Source organism: Fructilactobacillus sanfranciscensis DSM 20451 (assembly GCF_001436035.1).
Taxonomy (GTDB): domain Bacteria; phylum Bacillota; class Bacilli; order Lactobacillales; family Lactobacillaceae; genus Fructilactobacillus; species Fructilactobacillus sanfranciscensis.
Map to the genome: position 1 here is coordinate 1 of NZ_AYYM01000034.1, position 6,740 is coordinate 6,740.

A 6,740-nucleotide genomic window follows, 5' to 3' on the forward strand; every position below is an offset into this window, starting at 1 on the left:
GGTAGAATAAGATTGTGTTTTTAGAACTAGGTAAAATAGTCAAAATAAAGATTAATATTAGAAAAAGAAAGCCGGTAGTAGGAGTGAATTGATAATTAGTAAGGTAATTTAACATCCCTAAACTAGCAACTGCAGATATCGAAGCTAAGATAATTGTGATAATGCCAAAACCAATTGATTTGAAACGAAGACTATTGCTGATTAATAATAACAAACTCAATAACAGTAACAAAATTGGTAGTTGATGTTTAAAATTTTGTTGCTGAGTAGCTTCTGAAACTGGAGTTCCACTTATTCCAATGTTGTTAGAAAAATCAGTGTCGCTTAACTGATGTTTAATTAGTCTGGGCAGTTGGCCTAACTTTCCATTTCGTAAAGTAATGTCAATTCTAGTTGCCGTTTGAGATTCATTATTAAAATTGAAACAGGTTTGGCTAAAATCAGAATCAAGGGCATCAGTTTTATTTAAATTGAATTGATGTTGAGTTTGTTTTTGCATCTGCGAGAGTAAATGAAGTTCGTCATCCGCATTAATTTCAGTTAATTGAGTTTGGGTATTACTTAATGCAGCGGTTTGTTGTTTAAAGTGTTTTGTGATGTCTGTATTAGTGTCTGATTGTTCTTTAACTAGTTTAGTTAACCCTTCATCTATTTCTGTTTTTGTTTGAAGTTGTTTAAGTTGTTCAGTTTGCACTTGGAGGTCGGTTGGAATATTTTTATTGTTGATTGATTTTTTAAATTCGTGGACCAATTTGTGAGTGCGTTTTTGATTTGTGACTAAGTTTTGCTTAATTTCATCTAATTGATTGCCCAATTGATATTTATTAATTTCATGACCAGCAGGTTGGGTCAAAGAAGCAACTTGACTAACGTTAGGCAACGATTTAATTACTTTAGTTAAATGATCTAAGTCGATTAAAGTTTTCGATTTTAACAAACTTTTTTTACTATTTAAATAAACGGTAATGGTTTGATGGGGTTGTGGTTGCTGCAAGCTGATTTTACAATTAGTTAAAAGTGGGAAAATCAAGCTAATGATTAACAATATTGTAATTAGCGGATGCCAATCACGCATCGGATTACGCAATTTGGCTAACCATTTTGGTTGATTAGTAAAAAGCACGAATGTAATTGTTAGTAGAGAACATACTAGGCAGACAATTAACGGGGTATAAAAGAAAAATGGTTTAATTAATTTAGCCGACAAACTTAGTGTAACAATATTTAGTTCAAAATTTGCTAAGCTTAATAGGCAGGCTTTTGTTAGTGATGTTAAAGTTAGCAAGCAAATGAAACTGATCAGCAAAATCCAGATACAGATGATTTTTTGTTGATACCATTGGCTAACAAATTTTTGATAACGTTCGTTGACCGGATTATTCCATTGAGTCTTAATTCCAGACAAGGCACAGAAATGACGAGTTTGTGCTTGATAAAGTGGTTGATTAACAAGGCTTTTGGGTATCCAAATGATTAATTTTCGCCAATTTCTACCATTAAAGTCATGCTCGGCATGTGGATTAGTATGCATGCTGCTAATCTTGTAAAGTTTTAAGTTAGCTTTATGTTCGATAAAAAAGCGTTCTTTATTCTCTAGTCGTAATTTTTGACTTGGTGAAAATTCGGTTGGAACAGAGTATGTAATTGAGACTGGAGTTGCATTATTTAAGTGGTTACCCCAATTTTTGGTTATTTTATTTGTATTTTGGGTTAGTTCAGAAACTGGTGTAATTGATTGTATGGCTAAGTTACTGAGGTTAGGCAGCATAACTAATGCAAGACAAGTGATGCAACCACCAATTAAATATAAAATAATCCAGTGTTTTGTAACAAATGCTTTAAATTTTTGCATAAAAAATTTCCCTTACGAATGTAAAGGGAAGTGTAGTTTAACGGTTGAAAAAATCACTAAAACGCATAATTAATAAAACAATTACAATCAGAATAAAACTGATTAAAATGGTTAATTGCCAAGCCATCGCATGGTTCATGAACGGAAGATTAACGTTTTCTCCATAAAAACCAAAGACGATGTTTGGAACGGTAAGTACAATCGAAAAGACCGTTAAAAATTTCATCGTACTGTTCAAGTTACTATCAAGTAAGTTTGAATAAGCACCAGCAACTTGTCGGGCGGCTTGATTAGCCATTTGCGCCATTGATAAACCTTGTTGAATTTCGACAATGACGTCATCTAAAGCATCATTATCGTCATCAGAAAGAGTTTTACCCAGTCTTCTTTTCACCATCGTTAACATATCATTATTAGCTGAAAGTGAAGTTAAAAAATAAACTAGGTCTGTCTGCAAATTCAAAAGTTGGTTAATCGCACTCTTTCTTGTTTTACCACGCAAGTTCCGTTGGATTTTAGTCCGAACACTATTGATGTTATTGATGTAATCAAAGTATTGGATTGCGAGTTGGTAGAGTGTTTTGAAAACAATATCAAGAGTTGAGATTGTATCACGATTTACATCAGGTAATTTATCAATGATTCCACGTAGTAGTTGATTAACAAAGTTGGTTTGATTTGCGGTGAAAGTGAATAAACGGTCTCCAGCCATAATTAAACCAATTGGTTCAGCTGAAATATCACCACTAAAACGTGACGGTTCAGCAACGTCAAAGATAATTAAAAGTAATTGTTCGTCATCATAATACTCCATCCGAGGACGTTCGTGATGATCAAGTACGTAGTAAAGCATTTCTGCAGTTAAATGATATTTATCTTTTAAGGTTTGTTTTTCGACTGGCAGACAGTCAGTTACTTGGATCCATTCGATGTTTTGGTTAATTTTTTCTTTTTTAATCAACGCAACTGCCTCCCTTTGTAGCAATGTTGTTAATTATATTATAACTTACGAAAAAAGTTTAGAATATAATTTTAAATTCGTATTTGTTGAAACAAGATATTAAGCAAAAATTAAATTCGATAGGGTATAATAAAAATATTAAAGGGGTGCTTAAAATGAAATTTAAAATTAAAACGAATGAGAATGGTAACAGTATTTGGTATCCAATCATTGCGTTCGTAATTGTTTTTGGAACAGTGGGTTTGTTGTATGGAACCTACAAAATTCGTCAACACATTAACCAACAAAATTTAATCAAATCAGAAAAAGCGTATCAAGAAGCTCATGATCCAGTTTTGAAACAACACCGTAAGTTTATTAAACAAGTTTCCGGTCCGTCAGTTGCGTTGTATAAGAAAAATAAACAAGTTTTGCCTAGTATCGTAACTGCTCAAGCAATTTTGGAATCTGATTGGGGTAAATCAAAACTTTACACTAATGCTTATAATCCATTTGGAATTAAGGGAACTTATGAAGGTGAATCTATTTCATATGATACTGGTGAATATATCAATGGGAAACATGTTACTCAAGTAGCCCAATTTAGAAAATACCCTGATTTGCAAACGGCGATTGAAGATCATAGTGAAGCACTTTACGAAAAATTCTTGCATAAATCAGGAATGACCAGTTATAAGGAACAAGCTAAATTATTGCAAAAGAACACTTATGCAACTGATCCAGATTATGCCAAAAAATTAATCAAAGTAATTGAAACACACAAACTTGCTAAATATGACAAAGAAGCAATTAACAACTAAGGGGGAATTTTGATTGTTTTCATTAATCGAACAACTTTATGGACCATTTTTTGATTTAAACAACTGGAAAACTGTAATCACATCTGGCAATGACTGGTTAATTATTTTTTCATTAGTGATTTTAGAATGTGTTATGTCAGTCGATAATGCGATTGTATTGGCAACCCAAACTCAAGTTTTGCCAACTAAGAAACTTCAAGAAGAATCGCTTTTCTATGGGTTATGGGGAGCATATCTCTTTCGCTTTTTAGTAATTGGCGTTGGAGTTTATTTAATCCATTTTTGGGAAATTAAGGTTATTGGGGCTGTTTATCTTATTTATCTAGCGGTTAAATATTTTTTGCCTGGAGTTGGCAAACAAAACTCTAAAAGACCAATTAAAGAAAAGGGAAATCCAAACAGTCGGAAATTTTTCTGGTGGATCGTTTTTCAAATCGAAATGATGGATATCCTTTTTTCAGTGGATTCAGTTTTAGCTTCCTTAGCGGTTTCATCGAATCCAGTCGTAGTTTTAATTGGAGGAATGGTTGGGATTCTAGCCATGCGTGGTATTGCTGAATTTGTAATGTTATTAATGAAAAAAGTTCCTGAATTAAAAACGATGGCATATGTGCTAGTGTTTGTGATTGGGGTAAAACTCTTACTTTCCATTCCAGCAATTGATATCGAAATTCCATCGGCTTTATTTGGAGTTTTTGTAGTTCTAGCAATTATCGTTACCATCATTATTCATTTTATTAGAAAGAAAAGGTAATTATGGCAGTTAATTTAAATAGTGAAAATTTTAAAGCAGAAGTCCAAGGACCAATGACAATCGTTGATTTTTGGGCCCCTTGGTGTGGACCTTGTAAGATTATGGATCCTATCTTAGACAAACTTGAACAACAGTTTGCGGGTAAAGTTAAATTTGCAAAAGTCAATGTTGATAACCAACAGGAGATTGCTAAAGAATATTCTGTTTATGGGATGCCAACCTTTGTTTTATTTAAGAATGGCAAAGGAGTAGAAAAGGTAACTGGAGTTTATCCAATTGAAAAACTAACCCACTATCTAAACCGTAAATTAGAAGAAGTGGAGAATAGTAATGGCTAAAGAAGTAAAGCCCAAACTATGGGAAGCCATTGTCATTTTATTACTGATGTTAGTTATTATGGGAATTGGCATTATTGAATTACATTTAACTCCAGTCGTTCCCATTTTGATGGTGATTTTATTACTGATTTTTTGGGGAAAATTGCGTGGCTTTAGTTGGGATGACATCAATGATAGTTTTGTGATGGGGGTTAAAAACGGAATTATTCCTTTATTTATCTTCCTATTAATTGGTTCATTAATTGGTGTATGGATTATGGCAGGCGTAATTCCCACTTTAATGGTCTATGGTTTTCATATCCTTAGCATTCGCTGGTTTTTGCCATCTGTCTTTTTAATGTGTGCTTTTGTGGGATGTTTTATTGGGAGTGCTTTTACAATTATTTCCACTGTTGGAATTGCAGCAATGGGAATTGGGATTACGATGGGAATCAATCCGGCAATGATTGCTGGAGCGGTAGTTTCTGGAGCAGTATTTAGCGATAAAATGTCACCATTGTCTGCCACAACCAACTTAGCTTCTGCAATTGCTGGAGATGATTTGTATAATCACATTAAAAACATGATGTGGTCAACGGTTCCCGCGTTTGTTATTTCATTAGTACTGTTTTCTATTATCGGGGGTAATCATCATGCTGCTAGTTTAACTAAAATAACTAGCACTTCTCGCGTTTTGATGAATAATTTTACGATTTCTATTTGGATGTTAATTCCAGTATTATTATTACTAATCTGTGCGTGGACTAAGATTCCTACAATTCCGACATTATTTATAAACATATTAGTTAGTATTATTATAATTTTGGTTAATCCTAAGCATCATTATTCATTTACTAAGATTGCGGATGTGATGCAAAATGGTTTTAAAATTAATACAACTAATCCCGAAATTAATCAAATTTTGAATCGGGGTGGCATTAGTTCGATGATGGGGACGATGACTTTGATCATTATTGCGTTGGCACTCGGTGGTTTATTGATTAATTTGGGTGTGATTAACGTTGTTATGGACCGATTTTCGTCTCATATTAAGTCAACTGGAATGTTAGTTTTAAGTACGGTTTTAGCTGCCATTGGTGTGAATATTTTTATTGGAGAACAATATCTTTCAATTATTCTTCCAGGAACGGCGTTTAAAGCTGATTATCAAAAGGCCGGCTTAGCACCGGAAGCTTTGGGACGAACTTTAGAAGATGGGGGAGCTGTGATTAATTATTTAGTTCCTTGGGGAGTTGCTGGAGTCTTTGTGGCTAACACTTTAAATGTTCCAACGCTTCATTATTTACCGTTTGTCTTCTTTAGTTTACTTTGTCCCGTTTTTTCAATTTTAAGTGGGTTTACTGGAATTGGAATGAAAAGGTTAAATCAAAAATGAAAATTTATTTAATCGAAAGACCATTTAACCGTGGTTTTTCGATTTTTTTATTAAAAATTAAATTTGTTTAGCATGATTGGTGTTTAAATATTACATTTTGTAATATTACTTAACGATAAAAACGGCATTTTCAACATTAATTATGATTAGTATTTCAACAATGTTTCTATATTACAATGAGATCGGTCTGAGTAACATTTATGTAATGTAAATGCAACATGTTATCGATACCCTAAATAAAGTTAGTTGATACATATCACTAATAAATTCTAGATGAAGAATCTAATATTCGATACATACGAGGAGAAATTTCTATATGAAGTTCACTAAATCAATCGCAGTAATGGCTGCAATTTCAGTTGGAATTATGTTTGCTGTTACAGCAAATGTTGATGCCAATACAAAAGTTAAACATACGGTTCAAAATGGAGACACTATCAGTGGTCTTTCACAACAATACCATGTGTCACAAAAGAAAATTCAAAAAGCTAATAAAGGAAAAGACATTAATACCATTTATGTTGGTGAAGTATTTGTATTTGATGGTAAGGGACACGTTAAAATTGATAAGAATAGTGCCAAAGCTCCTGTAAACACAAATTCAAACAATGCTAGCACTCAAACAACTGCTAGTGCTGCAAACACAAGTTCAGTTGCTGC

The 6,740-nt window shown here is 33.1% G+C and carries 7 protein-coding genes; 5 read left to right on the forward strand and 2 right to left on the reverse strand.

What is annotated here, in order from left to right:
- A partial coding sequence (locus FD36_RS05950; RefSeq protein WP_156402041.1) for a hypothetical protein occupies positions 1 to 1,852 on the reverse strand: 1,852 nt, incomplete at its 3' end.
- Positions 1,853 to 1,889: 37 nt separating this feature from the next.
- A complete protein-coding gene (locus FD36_RS05955) occupies positions 1,890 to 2,813 on the reverse strand; it encodes a magnesium transporter CorA family protein (protein ID WP_056958762.1) in 924 nt (307 codons plus the stop codon).
- A 155-nt stretch (positions 2,814 to 2,968) separates the two neighbouring features.
- Here FD36_RS05955 and FD36_RS05960 point away from each other — a divergent pair, with 155 nt between their 5' ends.
- The 5 genes from FD36_RS05960 to FD36_RS05980 all read left to right on the forward strand — a co-directional run.
- Complete coding sequence (locus tag FD36_RS05960) at positions 2,969 to 3,613, forward strand: glycoside hydrolase family 73 protein (RefSeq protein WP_056958764.1); 645 nt, start codon at positions 2,969 to 2,971, stop codon at positions 3,611 to 3,613.
- A 13-nt stretch (positions 3,614 to 3,626) separates the two neighbouring features.
- Positions 3,627 to 4,367 carry a TerC family protein gene (locus FD36_RS05965; RefSeq protein WP_014081579.1) on the forward strand — a complete coding sequence of 247 codons (741 nt, stop codon included), beginning with the start codon at positions 3,627 to 3,629 and terminating at the stop codon, positions 4,365 to 4,367.
- Between the two features lie 2 nt (positions 4,368 to 4,369).
- Complete coding sequence (gene trxA, locus FD36_RS05970; protein WP_014081580.1) at positions 4,370 to 4,705, forward strand: thioredoxin; 336 nt, start codon at positions 4,370 to 4,372, stop codon at positions 4,703 to 4,705.
- Positions 4,698 to 6,080 carry a Na+/H+ antiporter NhaC gene (nhaC, locus tag FD36_RS05975; RefSeq protein ID WP_014081581.1) on the forward strand — a complete coding sequence of 461 codons (1,383 nt, stop codon included), beginning with the start codon at positions 4,698 to 4,700 and terminating at the stop codon, positions 6,078 to 6,080. The genes trxA and nhaC overlap by 8 nt, the downstream gene beginning before the upstream one ends.
- A gap of 316 nt (positions 6,081 to 6,396) precedes the next feature.
- Positions 6,397 to 6,740: LysM peptidoglycan-binding domain-containing protein (locus tag FD36_RS05980; RefSeq protein WP_156402042.1), on the forward strand; the 344-nt coding region annotated here is incomplete at its 3' end.